We start from the raw sequence: 17,672 nt of genomic DNA, 5'->3' as shown, positions 1-17,672 counted from the left end.
ACTATGGTTGTACCTCACAAGCACTGCCGCCTTGAGTTCCACACTTGAACACATTGGGAATTCCGGTAAAGTAAAACGGCAGGCCATCTACTCTAGTAGTCCTTGTATATTCTCCAAACGGCTTCAAATCCGGCTCAGTTACATTGACCTTGTCCATTTCAGACTGGTCGAACCAGTATAAATATTTGCCTCGGAGATCCCTGGGGCCTTTGTACGGTATTGAATATGTTTCGTTTGTTATCTGCTTATATCCCGACATATCCACTCCTGGAGCAGTAAGCGACCTCCAATCTCGTTCATCGAAAACATCGTCTCTTACGGGATTAAGAAAAGCTGTATATGCTCTCAATGAAAAAGAGTTAAAGCCCCATCTGCTAAATCTATAGTAAATTCCCCCGGACATGTTTTTTTGATCTGGGGCAGAAAGAACGCCACCTTCTTCGAATAGTATCCAAGCGGCTAAGGTTATCTCATCCGGACACCCTGGACCCCAAAATCCACCACTTTTACATATCCATTCATGTACTTTCTCAGCCTTTTTCTGACGCGCCGGTTCGCTGTTATCTGTTCCCCACTGCAAAATGCTGTTTGAAGTGGAATCGTATCCAAGGCTGCCAGTCTCCTCCTCATAGCCCCAATCCATTTTCCAAGGCTCTAAGTTAAAGGTTGGGGTTCCAGTGAATATCGGAGTCGGGCAAGGTATTGGGATTGGCGTTTCAATAGGGGCAGTTGGTGTTCCTGTTGGGAAGAAAGGGATGGTTCCCGGCTCGGTAGGTACAGGCGTTTGATTCTGCACAGGCATAGCTGGAGGCACTGTATTGGCAGAGCCCGCGGGCGGAGTTGGCGCGGGCGCACAAGCAACCACACCTATTCCCACTGTGATTCCAAGCAACACAAGGACAATTACCGTATCCCACTTGCCGCGCATGCGTTTTCTACCAAAGACCAACGCAATCAGTCCCAAGGGTCCAAGTATTGCTCCAATGGGATTCCAAGGAACATAAGGATTCGTGCTATCAGGATTGACGTTGCGAGTTAGGAATCTACCCGTTGATGGATCATAGTATTGACCATTCCCCACATAGATTAGGTTCGTGGCACCGTCCAAGATTCCGCCAAGATAACCGTAAGTAAAGTTGCCTGTACCGTACAAATCGAGAGCGCCACCCCAAGGAGTATAGCGGGTTGAGAGGGTTACATCGCCTTGTATGTCCGTTAACTGACGGGGCGTATTCAATCCATCTGGCAGAGCAAAGTTCCACGTATTAGTTTTCTCTCCTATTGGACCGAGACCATACGAATAGAAAGTGGTATTTCCACCAGATTCAGCAGTTAATGGTGTATCCCCATCCATGACGTATTGCGCGATGACACCAGCCGCATCCATGCTGAGTCTTTGACTCAATCCATTGTAAGAAAGTGTGGTCGTTATTGATTGGTCACTGACTTCGATCAGCCTGTTCGCAGAATCGTAGGTATAGTTCTTCACACCGTCTGAAATTAAACTACCGTTGGCGTCATACGTGTATTGCCAAGTAGTACTGCCTTGTTGCGCGGTGTTGAGTTGATTCGCTTCGTCGTAGGTATATGCCGTGATGATCGTGCCGGGTCCGAGATTCTGTTCCAGTTCCAACACATTGCCTGAGGCATCGTAGGTATAAGCAAAGTTGCGTCCGTCGCTGTAGTTTGCGCTCGTGAGACGGTTGAGGGGATCGTAGGCGTAGTCAATGATCAACGATGATGTTTGTTGAGCAGGCGCTGGGAGTTTGAAACTGACAGGCGCAAAGTTCCCAGCCAGTTGAGGCAAAGTCATCGAACCCGTTTGGCTGAAGGTCATGTAATTGATATTGCCTACCCAGCCATTGGACGAATTGGTATCAAACGCCAATCTGACGATGTGTTCCCCTGCCGCAAGCGAAATGCCGTTGACAGTCACTGTTTGCCACGCATGCCAATGCTCCGTTTGAGGGACGGCGACCGAACCAGTCACGTTTACACCGTCTACTTCTACATGTAACATGCCGCCGGGGTCTGGGTTGGCGAGCCGTAAATCCAACGAATAGGTTCCGCTGGTGGTTACATTCACGGTATATTCCAACCATTCACCGGCTTCTGCCCAGAACACGTTGTATCCACCTGTCGGATCCCAAGCCACTTCGATATCCACCATTTCGTCGGTGCGATATTCTCCGCCCTGATTCTGCAAGGTGGTTTCATGATAGGCAACCCCTTCGCCGCCATTGTCGAAGTCTTCGGCTTGGATGATACCGGGGATCGTCCGCGCAGTTCCACCAAACGGTGTTTGGGGAAGGGGGGTGAATGTGGGAGCAGGTCCCGCTGTAATAGTCCCGCCGCCGAAATTGTCGAGAATGGCGTCGGTTGCGTCAATGAACCACAAGCCGATGAGCCCGCCTTCATCGTAGTAGGGCCACGAACTCACATTTCGTGTGCCGATCAACGCGTCATTCTTGTACACTTCGACTGTTCCGTCCGCAAAGGCGCGCGCGCCGAACTGGTCGCCGTTGTTGAAGGTGACGGGAATGGGCGCGCCATGCTCCACCCAGCCCTGAGAAGATGCATGGGTTACTACTTTAACCACATCATCGGTTGCGTTATACCAAACTTCAAGCACATTGGTATCTCCGCCTACGCTGTGTGATTTCAACAGCAGATCCTGCTCGCCGCCATCCGGGTCCACATTTACAAATGTGACATACACCTCTTGGTCTGCGCCATAGGGACCCCCAGTCCATGCCATATGGCTACTGCCTGTCACATCGAGTTGGTTCGATACAATGCTATAACCGCCGGTATTCCCCTGCCAGTTGCTGCCAACCGGTCCATTAGCGCGGTTGAAATTATCCAGTACGGAGGTGGATGGGAAACCGCTGGAGTTCGTCGCGGTGGGCGTGAAGGTTTGAGTCGGGGACAGGGTGTTAGTGGGCGTATTCGTAATGGTAGGCGTCAGGGGAATTGTAGGTGTGTAAGTAACTGTTGGGGTCGGAGCAACAGTGGGAGTGTTTGTAGCGGACGGAAGAGCGTATTGCACAACCAGTTTCGGTCGCTGGGACGCGGTGGCATGGTCCGACGTTTTGTAGGTGAACCCATCGTTGATTTCGGTATCGGCAATGATGATAAAACCGTTGTTGGTGAACGCGCCGTTGATCAGCTCCTGAATCTTGACGGCATCCAGCGCGATCTGCTTCTCGGTGTTGAGCGGTTCATTTGCAAGGATTTGAACCGAACCGATACTCACACTCTCACGGTCGTTCGCGCCGCTTGCGCCGGCGGTCTGCCAATTCGAGCCGCTGGCGCGGATATTCCATGTGGCTTGCGTTTCATTGAACGGGACTTTCAAGCGGAACACGCGGATCGTGCGACCGTTACTGGAGTAGTCGGCGTTCGTCCACAACGATAGCGTAACCGAGGTGATGACAGCGTTCGAGGGGATGGACGACAGATCGAACTTGATCAGGCTCCGCGCAACGGTATTCAATGAGTTATTGGCTTCGCCCACGCCCATCTCATTCACTGTTCCAAAATTCGTCGTGGGGTTAACGTTCATCATGAAGGTGTCCATGCCTGAGGAAGCATTGGGCTGGAGAACCAATGTGTTACTGCTTTGCGTGGCGGTTGGCGTAAGACTCCCCTCTCCGGTGGGTGTTGGTTGAGTCGCTGTCGCAGACGGCGTATCGGAAACAGAGGGGCTGGGGGTGAGGGTGGAAGTGGAAGTGGAAGTGGGCGTAGAGGTTTGCGTTGGCGTGGAAGAAGAAGTCGGCGTCTCCGTCGGCGTGTTTGTAGAGGTCGGGGTCGGCGTGGGCGGCAATTCAGGCTGGTTCACATTTTCAATCGCTTGAATGCGGTTGCCAGCCGCGTCATACAGATAATCATAGGAAGCCAAAGGTTCAACACCCAACGCATGGTCAAGCCCAATCAACCGCCCCGCGTTATCATACGAATATTGGGATTCAATTCCATTAGGTCGCGAGACGGAGGTCAACCGCCCAGCGTCGTCATACCCATACCCAATACTCTGGTTATCCCAACCTGTCACACCTGTCAGTTGATTTACATCGTCGTATGCATACGAAACAGTTTTATTATCGGGATAGGTCAGTGCAATGCGGTTTCCAACCGCGTCGTAACCGTAACCGATCGTGTTGCCGTTGGCATCCGTAACGGAAATCAGGCGGTTGAGGTTGTCATACGTCCAGGTAGTTGCCCCCAGCCCGTCGGTCATTCCGATGCGCTGCCCGTTGAGATCATACGTGAAGGTCACATCGGGCTCCGTGCCCGGGTAATCAATTATGATTAACTGCCCCGCGTCATCGTAGGTATATCCAATGGTTTGATCCTTTGCGTCGGTCGAAGAAATGCGGTTGCCCGCCAGATCGTAGGCATAGAGCCACGTGTTATCGAGCGGGTCCGTTTTTTGGATGACGCGGTTGAGCGGATCGTATCCGTAGGCGGTGACATTGTCGTTCGGGTCTTTTACGGATATGCGATTGCCAACCGCGTTGTAAACAAACTCATAGCGGACGTTCGTGTCCGCGTCTGCCTGAACTCCAGGCTGGTAATTCAAAATAACGGCTGTCTGTCGATTCAAGGCGTCGTATAGGTAATGGGTTACGACGTTGTTGGCATCCTCTACCTCAAATACATTTCCAAATGAGTCATAGAACCATTCAGTTGTATTTCCGTCCGGGTCGCTCACACTCTTTCTGCGATTGAGTTCATCGTAGGTATAGTTTGTGGTGTGCCCAAGCGCATCCGTTACGGCGATCAGGTTTCCCGCCGCGTCGTAGGTGTTCGTGGTTTGATTCCCGTTCGCGTCTGTGATTACCTGTGGGCGATACAAATCGTCATACGTGGTTGTGGTTGTATTACCGTTGGCGTCGGCGCGCGATAAGACATTCCCAAGCGCGTCATACGTTGTGTTTGTGGTGTTGCCATCCGCGTCGGTCACTGCGATCACGCGGTCGAGCAGATCGTAGGTATAGCTGGTTTCGCGCTCCTCCGCGTCAATGGTCGCGATACGCCGCCCATACACATCATATACGGTTTGCGTCGTGCGGTTCAACGGGTCTGTTGTGGCGGTCAGCCGCCCAGCATCGTCATAGATATAGGTAGTTTGGTTGCCCAACGGGTCTATGGTGGTAATGCGGTATCCGGTCACCGGGTCATACACAGTCTCGGTGATTCCGCCATTGGGGTCAATGGTGCGAATCAAGCGATTCAGTTCGTCGTACTGATATTGGGTTGTTCTCCCTAATTGATCCGTACGCGCGATGACGTTGCCATTCTCGTCGTACGTGATCGTCGTGGATTGAGTTAAAGGATCGACGACCTCAACGACTCTTCCAAGTTCATCGTAATGAAAGACCGTTGCTCTCCCGAGCATATCCGTTACGGTGGAAGTGTTATTGCTTACATTGAACGTCGTGGCGCCTGAGTGAAAACCCAAAGCATTGATCGTTTTTATGAGCCTGCCAGCCGCATCGTACTCATATTCTGTTGTGTTTCCAAGCGGGTCTGTCGTAGAAATCAACCTCCCGGAGGTATCGTATGCATTCGTTGTGGCGCTGCCTGCCGGGTCAATTGTCTGGATCAGGCGATCCGCGTCGTCGTACACATATTGTGTCGTGCGGTCATATGTGTCAGTAACTGAAATCTGGTTGCCGCGGGCGTCATACTCGTATACCGTAACGATGTTATATACGTTCTCGCCATTCTGCGGACGATTTGGATCATAGTTTTGCGTCACACGGATCAATTGCCCTGCCGCGTTGTATTCATTGTGAGTTACACGTTCGCGTGGGTCAGTGGTATCAATCAGCCTCCCAAGTGAATCATAGGTGTATTCCCATGTATTATCGCTCGGGTCGGTCATCGAAATGCGCTGACCGAAGGTGTCGTATTCGTATGAGGTTACTCGACCAGACAGATCAGTAACAGATTCCAAAAATCCTTCGGGGGTATATGTGTAAGTGGTTTCGCCTCCGAGCGGATCTTCACTGCCCATCAATAACTTTCCGTTATATGTGTAGTTGGTCGTGAAGTTTCGCGCATCAGTTGTCGAAGTTAAATTGTGTAGGGAATCGTACATGTAGGTTGTTTCATTTCCCGCCGGGTCGGTCTTCGATAATAAATTGACGCCGTCCGCGCTCCAAATCATCTCTAGCGTTTGGTTCGAGTCATTGGTGATCTCTGTTGGGCGGAAATTAGGATCGAACGTCCTGGTTTCCATCCTGCCGAGCGGGTCAACAGTCTCTGTTGCAAGATTGTGTTCGTTGTATTGATGTTCGTTCTTTTGCCCCAACGCATTATAGACAGACGTGCTTCCATCGCTGTTGTAAATAATTGAAACGATCAGGTTTCCTTCACCGTCGAACTGTCGGTTGGCGCGGCCCTGTTCATCATACTCCGTCTTAACGGTCTCTTTACCTGCCGGATCGGTCGCCTGAGTCATATGGTGTTCGGAATCATACAGATACGCCCAGGTTTGCCCCAGCACATCGGTGGCGGAAACCAAATCTCCGGCAGCATCATAGGTGTAAGAGACCACCTGGTTTGCATGATTGCTCACAGAGTCAATGCGACCCTGGGGATCGTAACTAATTTGAATGAAGCGCGCTCCGTTATCGGAACTGACCGTTACTAATTTACCCTGGGCATCATAGTCGTAATCAAATGCATGTCCCTGGGCGTCTTCGCGCAATATCAAGCGGCCATTTTCATCAAACTTGAAAATAGCCTGCTGAGTATCGGTCAGGGTATAGGTTATCGGCGCAGTCGTGGATTTTAGAAGTGTTGCAATGACACCGGGTCCCGGACTGTAACTTCCATCCGCCTCGATCTTGAAAAGAAATTGATTTCCCAGGACACTTTGGAAAAGCACATATCCTTCCATCCCGCCCGGATCGGTAGGGAAGATGAGCTTAGCGTCGTGGTTGTGAGTCCAGCCGTACCCTAAAACCCCAGCAGAATTCACTGCGCCCGATGAGTATGACCTCTGGAAAATCAGGTCGCCTGCCGAGGTGGGTATAGTTAGATCCGCTAGGGTAAAGGAAAATACACCAGTATGGGTATTGACTGGGTCGCCATCGCACTCCTGCGTGCATGCGGTATTACTGATGTTCCCATCATTCTCAATCCTGCCGGAAATTGTTTTACTTCCACCAGCATTAAGGATCGAGCCTGGAAATACATCAGTCAGAGGATTGAATACGTAAATAGTTGAAGCGCTACAGGCATAGGTCTGTTGAACAATTTGTTGCGCGCTGGCTTGAGAGTCGGCGCATACAAAGTGGGAATCGTATCTGTGAAAGAGCCGATTAATGTGTCATTGAAATTAATCTGACTGCTGTGGTTCAATACATTACCTTGCGGCTGAAACGTCATCTTCAACAGGACAGACGCAATATTTTCCGTCCTGAGAAAGGCGGGAATAGGCATCGACGTGTCAATTAAAGGACGATTCGTACAATACCAGTCATCAGTTTTAAAAGTCATAGTGCAGTCTTGCATCGTCACAGGAATAATCTGCCTGGTTGTTCCACAAGATGTAGTGACCGGTCCAGTGCTGACTGTGGTTCCCGCTCCAGCGGCTTGCAATTCAAAATCTATATCGCCGACACCGGCTATCTGGCTTGCAGGCGTCCCCAAGGTGCTGGCTTGCCCGGTCAGCCCGTCTATGATTGGATAGGTTGTTACCAACAACAGCGAGCCGTTCTCAGATTGAGATGAATGTGATCCCGCCTGATTCGCTGAATCAAAAGATGAGCCTGCTGTTTATCTTGGGAATATCGTTCGCTTACAACACAGGATGCTAAAAGTAACTTCCCAGTTGGCTTGCTCTGCGTTCGTCAGATAGCGGTGGGAGTTTTGGAGCATACGACTTGTGACTATAGATAATGCCAAGCGTCCTGGATCGTGCGCTCGCATTATTTGCAAAGCATGGTCGCAAAATCGCTGAGTTCTCCCAAAGAAGTACCTGGCCGTGAAGGGCAACTGCGGAAGATTTTACATGATAGGGCATTTGCGGCGTGTGTAATCACATGGCATAAACGTCAAGAGTGAAGAATGGCTGACTGTTCAAGGCTGCAAAATTGACCAGCTATCGTGCTGAGTATTTGCGCCTTCTTATTCGAGAGGAAGATTGCTGCCCGCAAATTTGACCTGTCTGGGCAATAAACAAATCCTCTTGGCATATTTGAAAGCGCTGAAAAATCTTCGGACAAACGACACGGTCCGCGGTAAAAATACTGCGGTTGGGCTTGTCTGGGTGTCTAATTACATTGTAATGATACAATGGCAGCCTTTGATCAGTGTTCCTGGAGTCTGTCGCAGGAGGGACGAGCCTTCTGCACTGTGAGAGCCCGGTCGGTTTGCTTCTTTTCGATATTGTTGCAAAACTTGACATTCCTGCCGAAGAGCAACGTCATTTGCTTGGACCAGCATTGTTCAACGAAGTGACTGAATTCGTGACAAACCAAGGTTGATTCAAAGAAGGGGATGTGCCGGCGCATCCCCTTCTTTCATATTGATATATATCTCATGAAATTCTACATGGAGTAGAACAATGACTAAAAAAGCAGCAATTTACGCTCGTGTTTCGACAGATGATCAAGCTGACAAAGGGTACAGTTTACCAAGCCAGTTGGATGGTTGTCGGCAGTATATCGAACAATTGGGGTACTCAATTGTGGCTGAGTTCAAGGAAGATAATAGTGGTGCCATTCCAGTTGCTGACCGCACACAGGGGAAGCGTCTGGCAGAAATGGTGAAGTTTCGTGAGGTGGATGCCGTGGTTGTGCATCAGGTGGATCGCTTGTCGCGTGACATCGTAGACTTGCTTGCCACAGTCCGAAACTGGCTTCGTGCGGGAGTTGAAGTATATGCTCTTGATGTTGGGAAGATCGAGAGCGAATTGGACATTGTTCTCGTCATTAAAGGATGGCAGGGGAGTGATGAACGAAAGAAAATCAGAGAACGCTCTATGCGGGGAAAAAGAGCAAAAGCACGTACCGGAAGGGTGGTAGGAACACGGGCACCTTACGGATATGATCATATTCGCGATGAGAATGGAAAGGTAGTGAATTTTAAGCCGTTTGAAGAAGAGGCAAAAATCGTACAATTGATCTATCAATGGTATGTTTATGGTGATGAATCTGGTCAGCGACTTTCAGCAGGTGGGATCGCCAAGAGATTGTCCGAAATGCGTATTCCGACCCCTGGCGAAACAAACTCTGGTTATCACCGTTCCCGTGGAAGCGGTATGTGGCACACTTATACAGTCCTTTCGGTGATTGAGCGTGAAACCTATGCCGGAATTTGGCGGTTTGGAGTCCGTATTGGTCCAACCCGCAATGAACGCCCAAAAGAGGAATGGATTGAAGTCGAGGTTCCGCCATTGGTAGATCGCGAAACTTGGGAAGCTGCGCAAGAATTAAGAGGACAGAACAAGCGTTTTTCGCGACGCAACAAGCGGCATGATTACCTGCTAAGTGGACTAATTCGTTGTGTCTGCGGAAGAGCGATGAGCGGTGAGTATTTTAGCGATCATCAGTATTACACATGTACTTGGCGGAATAATCATCATAGCCACCTGGAAGAAAGAACTTGTTGGGCACGTTCTGTTCGTGCCGACGCTATTGAGGTTGATGTTTGGGATAGCATCATTGACCTCTTCAGTAACCTCGAAAAATTAGAAAAGCAATTACGGATTGCCCAACAAGAGGAATTGAATGCGCTAGATCCAAAATTGGAGGAGTTGAACGCTGTAGAAGCAATGATGATTCAGACCGAAGCCGACGCTGTGGAGATTGGCCAGGCGCTAAAACGTGCGACTGGACTGGTAGCAAAAAGTTTAGAACAGAATATGGCAGAAGTAAATCAGAGATATGATGCTTTATGTAAGCGACAGGGTGCTTTACAGACAGAATTAAGCGTTACCCAGTTGACGGACGGCGCCATTCAGGGTGTGATTGAATTTGCTCAGGATGTTTTTGTAGGAAAAGAGAATGCCGACGTTCATGTCAAAAGGCGAAATCTCGAAATATTGAAGGTTCAGGTCGTAGTCGATAAAGGGAGATTTACAATTTATAGTGCCGCAGGGGAAATTTCCGGAGAGATCCGCAAACTACCAAAAGCTACGCGATGGGGCGGTCCCGGTGGTGGAGGTGTGACAAACTTGCGTTCACCAGAACCATCCCCTCTTTGATTCCGCTTTCGCGCAGGGCAAGTTCCACCTCGGGCGTAATATTCACGAATCCGCGGCGGGAGGGGAGGTTGAACCAGAGTTCCTTACGGTAGTGTTTCATCATGGTTTCTCGCCGATGAAGTTGGGATCCTCCATGCTTGTTACGAGAAAAGTTGTTTTGCCTTGATTGTATAATATCCACGTAAAGTATTATCGGTATTAAAATCGTCTGCGCAGTTGATCCGACAACAAATCATAGGATCCGACAACAAACCTAGTCCTCGCATCTCATGCGCCTCAAAGCCGACATTCTTCTCTTCATTGTAGCCATCATCTGGGGGACGGGATTTGTCGCGCAGGGAATAGCGGCGCAGTACCATGTCGCTTATCTATTCAACGGCGTGAGTTTCATGCTCGCCGCGTTGATTTTGTTTCCGTTCATCCCGAAAACCACTTTAGCCGCAGAGAGCACAGAGAAAAAAGAGAAAAAGAAAAATTCTCAAAGGTCTCTGTGGCTACCTAAAATATCCCAACAATGGAAGTGGATGTTCATCGCGGGCGCGATCCTGTTTTTCGCCACAGCCTTCCAACAGGTGGGGCTGTTCTACACCAAGGTTGCCAACGCGGGTTTCCTCACCAGCCTCTACGTGGTGTTCACTCCGTTTTTGTTGTGGGCGATGTTCCGCGAAAAACCACACGGGGTGGACTTGCTCGCGGTCGTCCTTGCTGGGGTGGGGGCGTACTTCCTTTCCACGGCGGGCAAATTCGAGTTCCAAAGAGGCGACGCGCTGGAAGTCGTCGGCTCTGCGTTTTGGGCGTTGCACGTTGTTGTGCTGGGGCGGTTCGCCTCCAAATTCGAATCCGTTTCGTTTGCGGCGGGTCACTTCTTCATCAGCGGACTTCTCAACCTCCTCTGCGGACTCGCCCTCGAAGACGTTTCGCAACTGACGGCGCTTCCGCTCGTCGGCGCGATTCTTTTCCGCGCTTCGATCTCGGTCGGCATCGGGTACACGCTTCAAGTGTGGGGACAAAAACACACGCCTCCCACCGACGCCGCCCTGATTCTCAGCCTTGAGGCGGTCTTCGCCGCCCTTGCAGGTTGGCTCGTGTTGAGTCAGACCCTCCAGCCAATTCAGAGTCTTGGTTGTATTGTCATCTTCGTTGCAGTTTTACTCGCGCAATTCAAAAGTTGGAATTCAAGTAAAATTGAAATACCTGATCCATGAACGCCACGATCACTTTGCCGAACAACCCCCTTTCATTTGCAACCGCAGAGACGCCGAAAAACTTAGCTGCGCCAGGAAAATCTGGTTCAATTTGCGATCTTCGCGCTCTTGGCGGTTAATCATAAAAATGACAGCAAAAGTTATTCTGAATCCCTACTCCAACCGCTGGAACTCACAAAAGCGCTGGCCCGAAGCCGAAGCCGCGCTCAATGCCGCGGGCGTGAAATTCGAGTTGGTCGTCTCGCAACACAAGGGACAGATCGTCGAACTCGCCGCGCAAGCCGCGCGTGAAAAGTTTTCGCCGATCATCGTCTCGGGCGGCGACGGTTCGCTGGGCGACGCGGTCAATGGATTGATGCAGGCGTCCACTGCGAATGAAGCGATTGGTCCGCTGGGTATCATGCCGACGGGCTCCGCGAACGACGTCGCTTTCGCGCTCGGTCTACCGAAGGAACTCAACGAAGCCGCGCGCGTCATTGCAAACGGAAAGACTCGCGCGATGGACCTCGGCAGGCTGAACAATAAATATTTCATCAACAATTCGGGCGCCGGGCTTGAGCCGTACGTCACCCTCAAGCATGAAAAGATCCATTGGATCAAAGGCATTGGGCGTTATCTCGTTGCGGCGGTGCAGGGCATCATGGATAAACCCGACTGGACAGGCAGGCTCACCTGGGACGGTGGCGAATACAGCGGAAAATTTTCCCTCATTTCAATCGGGAACGGACGGCGCACGGGCGGATTCTTCATGACGCCACACGCGAATCCTTTCGACGGGAAGTTGACCCTCGCCTTCGGCTATCGCGCCACGCGACTTGGACTCTTTCAGGCTTTGCCCCGCGCGTTCAATGAAGACAAAGGCAGTTATGTTGAAATGGACGGGATGCGCGAAGTGAACACGACGAAAATTTCCCTTCACCTCGAATCGCCCTCTCCCGCCCACACCGATGGCGAACTGCTCCCCGAATGGATTCAAGATTTTGACTACGAAATTTTGCCGCAAAAACTAAACATACTGACGGCGTAGAATTTGGCCACCGCGAGCGCGGAGAGTTTGAGATTTTCCCCGAGAACTCTGTGGTCTTTGCGGCTAGGAATATTTGATGAGCGAACTCTCTTTTCACCCCCTCACTCGAAACCTCTGGAATGACTTCGAAGAACTCTTCGGCTCGCATGGCGCATGTGATGGCTGTTGGTGTATGTATTGGAAACTGCGCGGCAAAGCCTACGACGAAGCAAAAGGCTACGAAGCGCGGCAATTGCATAAAAACCAATTAAACGATGGCGCGGTCACGGGTTTGCTCGCATACCTGCATGGCGATGTAGTCGGCTGGGTGGCGGTGGAGCCGCGCGCGGCGTATGAAAAACTGGCGCACTCCAAAATTCTCAAGCCGGTGGACGAACAGGAAGTCTGGTCGGTGCCGTGCTTTTTTGTCGCGAAGAAGTTCCGCAAGCAGGGCATCAACGTCGAGTTGTTGAAAGCCGCGGTTGGGTATGTCAGATCGAAGGGCGGAAAGATCGTCGAAGGCTATCCTGTGGAGGCTGAGAAAACGATCGCGCCTCCGTTTGCGTTCACAGGGTTGGCATCCGCGTTCGAGCAGGCGGGCTTCAAAGAGGTTGCGCGCAATTCACCCACACGTCCAATCTTTCGGTTTGTCATTGAGTAATTTTGGCTCCCCCGTAATTAACGGGAACCTTTTCAAACGAAGGACACGCGGTACAAGGAAAAAAAGGATCGCAGGTTTCAGACGTGTCCTCGTGGTTCCTGGACCCCGCCGGTTTCAGAATTTTTAGCGTTCATGGCGGGCTTCGCGGCTCAACGGTTGTTGCACTCGAGAGAATATGGCATTTCAAGATATTCGCAAAATGCGCAAAGGATGGAGTTGGGAGGATATTCGCTTCCTTATTTTGTTTTTCCTTGTCCTCGCCGGATTGCTTGCGCTGAATATCTTCCTCGCGCGGTCCCTGCCCGGCGGCGAGTGGTTATCTTTACGTTGGAATGGCGCGCGCGCGTTCATGTTCGAGGGCGTGGAGCCATACAGCACAGCCGTTGCCGAGCGCGCGCAGTCGTTGGTCTATGGGCGAACCGCCCTGGCTAGCGAGTATGGATATGTGCTGAACGATCCGTTTTATATTGTGTTGTTGTATGCGCCGTTGGCGGTCTTCAGCGATTTTTCAATCGCGCGCGGCATTTGGATGCTCTTCGCCGAAGCCGCATTGGTGGGAACCGTTTTGCTTACCTTGCGCCTGCTCGAATGGCAGGCTCCGCACTGGGCGCTTATATGCCTTTTTGCTTTTTCGCTATTCGGTTACTACAGCCTTTTGTCTCTGATCTCCGCGTCTCCCACAATATTCTTCACCTTCATCTACATCTCGATCCTGCTCGCGCTCCGTTCCTTCCATGATGAACTCGTCGGTGGTCTGCTTGCCCTTCTCGTCTATCAGTGGGAAGTGGGCGCGTTATTTTTTCTATTCATCCTCCTCCTCGTCGTTGCCAATAAGCGCTGGGCGGCGCTGACCGGTTTTGGCATGGCGCTTTTCGTGTTGCTCGCGGTATCTTTTTTGATGAAGCCAGACTGGTTCCTCCCGTACGTTCGCGCGACGCTGTCCGATTGGTATCGCGGCGCGGCGTTGAACCTCAACGCCATATTGGAATTTTGGTTCCCCGCTTCGAGATTTCCAATGGGTGGAGTGATTTCTGCCGCTTTGCTGATCATCGTGCTCATCGAAATGCTTCGCGCGGCACAGGAGCATTTTCGCCGAATCACCTGGGTCGCCTGCCTCGCGCTTGCCGCAACGCCCTTGCTTGGCTTTCCGATGTTCCCGTCCAACTATGCGACGTTGTTACCCGCTTTTATTTTGATCCTCCTGCTTGTATCCGAGCGCTGGAATCGCCGCCCGATCATGGCGGGCTTCATCGTGTTCGCGAGCGGCTTGCTGATCCCATTCGGTTTGTACTACGCGTCGTTTGTTTTTGCATCATACCTGTACAAAGATCTACTCGCGACCCTTCCGCCCATGGCGGCGATCCTCGCCCTGTACTGGATGCGCTGGTTTGCCGTCCGTTCGCCGCGCACGTGGTTCGATCAAGTGGGGTTACGCAAATGAACTGGCGTCATTACCTTATGCTCTTCCTCGTTGGCTTGGCTGTCCCAATCGCGGTCTCGCGCTATCAAAACCTGCCGGGCTACATGGACGCCGATTATTATTTTGCCGGCGGCATTCAACTCGCGCAAGGCAAAGGCTTCACCGAACCCTACATCTGGAATTACCTCAGCGACCCGCAAGGACTCCCCAACCCCTCGCACACCTATTGGATGCCGCTGGCGTCCATGATCTCGGCCCTGGGGATGTGGGTCACGGGACTCGCCACCTACGCGGCTGGACGCGCTCCGTTCATCCTCCTTTCAGCCTGCGCGCCCCTCCTGACCGCCGCTCTCGCTTTCGACATTTCTCGCCAAACCCGCCTTGCCCTGGCTTCCGGCTTGCTGTCGATCTTCTCGCTGTACTACGCGCCGTTCATGCCCGTCCCTGATAACTATGCCATCTTTATGATTCTCGGCGCGACTTTTTTCCTCCTTGCCCCCCGTAACGAAAAATGGATTCCCCTCGCCCTCGGCGCGCTCGCCGGCCTGTTGACTCTTTCGCGCAGTGACGGTTTGCTCTGGCTCGGTCTTGCGGGGTTAATCCCCCTCTTTCGAATGGAGAAGGCAAGTGTGATTGCGAAAGCCCGCTCTACGCTTTCCGCCGGCTTGCTCACTCTCCTCGGCTACCTCGTGACCATGGGCTTTTGGCACTACCGCACCTTTACCTTGTTTCACTCATTCCTCGCCCCCGGCGGCGGACGCTTGCTCTGGCTTGAGAATTACAACCAAACCTTCATCTATCCGCTCGACGCATTGACGCGCGATGGATTCCTGCAAGCAGGCTGGAGCGCGGCATTGCAAGACCGGCTTGCCGCGCTTGCATCGAACTTGGGCATCGCACTTGGCGCGCAAGGCGAGATATTTCTTCTTCCCTTCATTGTTGTTGGATTGTGGGGTCTGCGAAAGGAATTGCGGACAAAGGTCGCGGTAATAGGCTGGCTGATCCTTTTTGCTGTGATGACGGTCGTCTTTCCATTCGCAGGTCCGCGCGGAAGTTTTTTCCATGCGGGCGCGGCGTTCCAGCCGATGTGGTGGGCTGTCGCGCCGGTCGGGCTGGACGCCGTCCTTGCGTGGGCGCGCGATCGTGGTCAGTTTAAAGACAAAAACGCGCCGTTTGTATTTCAAGGGATGATGATCTTTCTGGCTGTGTTTATGACGTTCTATCTCGTGAATCTTCGCGTGATCTCCGACGGATGGGCGCAGGATGATGCCGTGTATGCGAAAGTGGAGGAAAAATTTCAGGAAAGTGGAATCAGCCCGAAGGATGTGGTGATCGTCCGTAATCCGCCCGGGTACTTCATCTCATCGGGTCGGGCGGCGGTCGCGTTGCCGTTTGGAGATGAATCGACGATCCTTGCCGTCGCGGAAAAATTTGACGCGCGATATCTTGTCCTTGAGAAGGGTGGCACGTACGACGCGATTCAAGATTTATACGACATCCCGGAAGGGAACTCAAATTTTATTTTTGTAGGAGAAGTCGATGGCGCGCGCCTCTATTTCATCGAAGCCAACCCTTGATTGGCGCGTGATCGTCGCCTGCGCGGCGCTCATTGCGGTGGGGCTGTATTTGTTGATGAGCGCGACGATCGCTCGCGTCGGCTTTCCGCTTGATGACGCGTGGATTCACCTCACGTATGCGAGAAATTTCGCCGAACAGGGCGAATGGGCGTTTCGGCTCGGCGAGCAATCTGCCGGTTCCACCTCGCCACTTTGGACGTTATTACTTTCGATCGGATATGTACTGCGCCTGGCTCCCTATGGTTGGACATTTTTTCTCGGATGGTTGATGCTAACCCTGCTCGCCATTTCAGCCGAAGCCAGCGCGCGAAAATTGCTGACGGGGTATCAGCCTCGCGTCCCTTGGGTGGGAATCTTTTTTGCGTTTGCCTGGCATCTCACCTGGTCGGCAACCTCCGGGATGGAAACCCTGCTCCACGCGTTGTTGATCTTTCTTGTTCTAACAGCTCTCATCGGCGGCGCGAAGCGCTATGCTATGTTGGGTCTGCTTGCCGGTCTCAGTGTGTGGGTTCGTCCCGATGGAGCGACATTGCTGGGTCCGATTTTATTTACGATTGTCTTCAATGAAAAAAGTTGGTCCTCGCGCGGCAGATCGGCTGTTTCTGCGTTGATCGGTTTTGGGGTTTTGTTCCTTCTGTATATGTTATTCAATCTTGCGCTGTCCGGTCACCCAATGCCAAATACGTTCTACGCCAAGCAAGCGGAGTATCAAGCCGCCTGGCTCGACCAACCGCTGAAAGACCGCCTAGTCGATTATTTGGCGCCCATTTTTGCGAGCCCTTTCATTGCTTTGTTCCCCGGCGCAGTAGGGTGGGTGGGCGGGGCAATTCGGAATCGAAATTGGGGCGCGTTGGCTGGGGTGATCTGGTTTATTGGATATATCTTGATCTATTTCCTGCGGTTGCCTCCCTATCAACACGGGCGTTACATCATCCCTGCTTTTCCCATCCTTTACCTGTGGGGATTGTTAGGCATGGCTGGGTTCGCGTTGAGGGCAACATCGAATCTGCGCCTGAAATTTCTGTGGACGACTCTGGTCGCGGTGTTCTCGGTATTGTTTTTCATCCTGGGCGGGTTGCAAAATGCGGATGATGTGCTCTGGGTGGAAAGTGAAATGGTTGCCACTGCCGAATGGGTGAAACAAAATATCCCACCCGACGACACCCTCGCCGTTCATGATATCGGCGCGATGGGATATTTTGTCTCAAATCCGCTTGTTGACCTTGCCGGGTTGGTTGATCCGGAAGTGATCCCGTTTATCCGCGATGAAGCTAGGCTGGTAGAGTATCTCAACGAGCGGTCGGTTGATTACCTGATTGCGCCCCCAGGTTTTTATCATGCGCTACTCGCAAACCGGGAAATCATCCATGTTGCGGGCGGGGCTTTATCCTCTACAAACCCCGATGAACACATGCTGGTCTTAAAATGGAAATAATGAATCAGGACTTACGCAGTTGGCGGGCAATTGTACTGCCGCCGCAGTGCAACTACGGCAGGTCTTAAAATGGAAATCATGAATGCTAAAACGATATTGAAATGCAAGCGCAAACTCGCCAAATTGCCCCCATGTTCCACCTGTGC

9 protein-coding genes are annotated in these 17,672 nt (G+C 51.8%); 7 read left to right on the top strand and 2 right to left on the bottom strand.

Annotated elements, in window-relative coordinates; all coding sequences use genetic code 11:
• Position 1: 1 nt before the first annotated feature.
• Both IPM31_16600 and IPM31_16595 read right to left on the bottom strand, forming a co-directional pair.
• Positions 2–6,898, bottom strand: coding sequence for a DNRLRE domain-containing protein (locus IPM31_16600; protein MBK9008597.1), 6,897 nt, complete (start codon positions 6,896–6,898; stop codon positions 2–4).
• Positions 6,899–7,212: 314 nt separating this feature from the next.
• Entirely contained in the window at positions 7,213–7,719 is a 507-nt protein-coding gene (locus tag IPM31_16595) for a hypothetical protein (GenBank protein ID MBK9008596.1), read from the bottom strand.
• A gap of 862 nt (positions 7,720–8,581) precedes the next feature.
• Here IPM31_16595 and IPM31_16590 point away from each other — a divergent pair.
• The 7 genes from IPM31_16590 (at position 8,582) to IPM31_16560 (ending at position 17,526) form a co-directional block, all read left to right on the top strand.
• Positions 8,582–10,222, top strand: a complete 1,641-nt coding sequence (locus tag IPM31_16590; protein MBK9008595.1) for a recombinase family protein — start codon at positions 8,582–8,584, stop codon at positions 10,220–10,222.
• A 269-nt stretch (positions 10,223–10,491) separates the two neighbouring features.
• The gene (locus tag IPM31_16585) at positions 10,492–11,427 is read left to right on the top strand and encodes a DMT family transporter (protein ID MBK9008594.1); all 936 of its coding nucleotides are present in this window, start codon (positions 10,492–10,494) and stop codon (positions 11,425–11,427) included.
• 127 nt (positions 11,428–11,554) lie between these two features.
• Complete coding sequence (locus IPM31_16580) at positions 11,555–12,454, top strand: diacylglycerol kinase family lipid kinase (protein ID MBK9008593.1); 900 nt, start codon at positions 11,555–11,557, stop codon at positions 12,452–12,454.
• 76 nt (positions 12,455–12,530) lie between these two features.
• Positions 12,531–13,094 (top strand): GNAT family N-acetyltransferase, encoded by a 564-nt coding sequence (locus IPM31_16575; GenBank protein ID MBK9008592.1) that lies wholly within the window; start codon positions 12,531–12,533, stop codon positions 13,092–13,094.
• Positions 13,095–13,269: 175 nt separating this feature from the next.
• A complete protein-coding gene (locus IPM31_16570) occupies positions 13,270–14,535 on the top strand; it encodes a hypothetical protein (GenBank protein ID MBK9008591.1) in 1,266 nt (421 codons plus the stop codon).
• A gap of 17 nt (positions 14,536–14,552) precedes the next feature.
• Positions 14,553–16,091 (top strand): hypothetical protein, encoded by a 1,539-nt coding sequence (locus tag IPM31_16565; protein MBK9008590.1) that lies wholly within the window; start codon positions 14,553–14,555, stop codon positions 16,089–16,091.
• Positions 16,054–17,526: a hypothetical protein gene (locus tag IPM31_16560; GenBank protein MBK9008589.1), complete on the top strand. Its 1,473-nt coding sequence runs from the start codon at positions 16,054–16,056 to the stop codon at positions 17,524–17,526. Before IPM31_16565 ends, IPM31_16560 begins: the two co-directional genes overlap by 38 nt.
• Positions 17,527–17,672 lie beyond the last annotated feature (146 nt).

The sequence above is a fragment of the Candidatus Defluviilinea gracilis genome (genome assembly GCA_016716235.1).
Classification (GTDB): domain Bacteria; phylum Chloroflexota; class Anaerolineae; order Anaerolineales; family Villigracilaceae; genus Defluviilinea; species Defluviilinea gracilis.
The sequence above is the reverse complement of the archived record's forward strand: the minus strand, read 5'-3'. Positions and strand labels throughout refer to the sequence as shown.

Bases quoted from the DNA above. Each gene is read 5' to 3' on its own strand.
- IPM31_16580 (MBK9008593.1), top strand. From the start codon at position 11,555: ATGACAGCAAAAGTTATTCTGAATCCCTACTCCAACCGCTGGAACTCA.
- IPM31_16585 (MBK9008594.1), top strand. From the start codon at position 10,492: ATGCGCCTCAAAGCCGACATTCTTCTCTTCATTGTAGCCATCATCTGG.
- IPM31_16560 (MBK9008589.1), top strand. From the start codon at position 16,054: ATGGCGCGCGCCTCTATTTCATCGAAGCCAACCCTTGATTGGCGCGTG.
- IPM31_16565 (MBK9008590.1), top strand. From the start codon at position 14,553: ATGCTCTTCCTCGTTGGCTTGGCTGTCCCAATCGCGGTCTCGCGCTAT.
- IPM31_16570 (MBK9008591.1), top strand. From the start codon at position 13,270: ATGGCATTTCAAGATATTCGCAAAATGCGCAAAGGATGGAGTTGGGAG.
- IPM31_16590 (MBK9008595.1), top strand. From the start codon at position 8,582: ATGACTAAAAAAGCAGCAATTTACGCTCGTGTTTCGACAGATGATCAA.
- IPM31_16575 (MBK9008592.1), top strand. From the start codon at position 12,531: ATGAGCGAACTCTCTTTTCACCCCCTCACTCGAAACCTCTGGAATGAC.